Annotated in this window: 3 protein-coding genes; 1 reads left to right on the top strand and 2 read right to left on the bottom strand. The window is 59.8% G+C overall.

Translation table 11 applies throughout. From position 1 onward, the window contains the following. Positions 1-27: 27 nt before the first annotated feature. Both NKI67_RS33745 and NKI67_RS33740 read right to left on the bottom strand, forming a co-directional pair. On the bottom strand, positions 28-228 hold the full coding sequence (locus tag NKI67_RS33745) for a PTS sugar transporter subunit IIA (RefSeq protein WP_352649169.1): 201 nt from the start codon (positions 226-228) through the stop codon (positions 28-30). 365 nt (positions 229-593) lie between these two features. Continuing rightward, entirely contained in the window at positions 594-878 is a 285-nt protein-coding gene (locus tag NKI67_RS33740; protein ID WP_352649167.1) for a DUF982 domain-containing protein, read from the bottom strand. Positions 879-935: 57 nt separating this feature from the next. Between NKI67_RS33740 and NKI67_RS33735 the strand changes: the two genes are divergently transcribed. Beyond that, a partial coding sequence (locus tag NKI67_RS33735) for a hypothetical protein (RefSeq protein WP_352649165.1) occupies positions 936-1599 on the top strand: 664 nt, incomplete at its 3' end.

Below are 1599 nucleotides of genomic sequence, written 5' to 3'. Positions count from 1 at the left end.
GGCAAATCACCTCCTACAGGAAGTGAATCATGAACCACGCCTCACTGGAATCCCTCGCGATTCAAACTGAACGTCCGACGCTCTAAATGAGATCGACTGGTTGTCGTAGGGCCCGTCGAAGTCAACGGGCTGGGCCAGGCGCGTCAAAGACACGACTGGCGAAGAGATCGTGCCCAGCAGAGCGTGAGGGATCGCGACGCCACGACCGATGCCGTCGAGCCGAGACACTCGCGGTCGAAGAGACCACGGAGAATCATCTGCTCATCAAGCCCAGTTCTCGGCGCAATCCTGATTGCTTTCCTTTACTCGCAAGGTCAAGGGAAATGTCTTTTTCTGACAGGATGGGGCAGATCATCAGAGTTAACCTCAATGTGGATCCCAAACGCGATCGCAAATGGGCGTGCAGCCGCACTGCTTAGGCAGCGCAGAATTCACCGTCGGATAAGTGGTCCTGGCTGTCCCGGACGCGAAGCCAGGGCCTTCTCGCGTCCGGGCTAATACCCCGGTTTGAGGCGTTTCGGCTCTCGCGGGAGAAGGCAGTATTCGGGCTTCAAGTGGGGCGCCTCTGCAGTGTTAGCGAGGCCGGCATGATCTCACATCAGGTCTTCAACCATCCGCGCAACTTTCCCCAGACCTGCGCTGGTCCCTCTTGTTCTAAGGAGTCCCTGTTCAGCCGCGGCCGCCTTGAAGGCCTCGAATGCAGCTTGCTGGCTGCAATGCCCGGCCAGGGATTCCTCGACCATTCGGATCGCGTTGAGCCGCCCCGGCTTTCCCATTCTTGGCCATGGTTGCTGAAGCACCTTCATTGCGTCGGCTATGGACGCGACCACCGTTAGGTTGCCATCGAGGCAGATTGTAATTGGACTGAAGGCCCGCATTCTTGTCGCTCTCCACGATTGAACGCGGCTAAACGCGAAGACAAGGGCAGTGGTTGCATGAATATGGATTACCGCGAATTCAAAGAACCGGTGGCCGATGCGATTGAGGCTGAGCTGGCTCTCCTTGGGCCCGGCACTTTGCCTCGCCGGACCATCCTCTCGTCGAACAACAGGACCCGGCTGGCAAAAAGCATCTGCGCACCGTCCGACGCCGCGAACTTTTTTCGAGCTCGTCATGCCGCTTGCCCGACGGCTTCTCAAGCACACCGCGACGAATTCGGCGGCTGTGAGGGAGGAGATGAAAAGATTATGGTCGTTTCGTTGGGCCGTCCTTTAGAGCAGGGCTCCGAGTCGGTTTGTATCGAGGCAGATGTCGCATCAGATCTTGACCTGGAGATCGGCTCCGGCAGCGGGGATCGGCGCAGCGCGGCAAGATGCCACGTTCCTTCGGCGGCTCACCGGCGATGGTCTGGCTCCGGTAGCGAAGCCGCTCGCGAGCGCGCTCTCGATAGCGCTGTAGCGAGCGAGCGGCTTTGCGGTGGTGCTCGGCTGGCGGCAACTTGCTCGCCAGCCGAGTTGAGTTCAGGCGGTGGTCGGGGGAGACTGGCCAGCCGCACGCTGGTGATTCCAACCTGTGCCGATGTGCCAATCAGCAACCTTCGTCGGTCTTTTTCACCTGGCCCGGCGCGGCGGTATTGGCTGTCGTGTCCTGCTGACCAGG

The sequence above is a fragment of the Mesorhizobium sp. M0408 genome (assembly GCF_040321495.1).
Lineage (GTDB): Bacteria > Pseudomonadota > Alphaproteobacteria > Rhizobiales > Rhizobiaceae > Mesorhizobium.
Note: the sequence above shows the minus strand (reverse complement) of the source record. Positions and strands in the feature narration are given on the sequence as shown.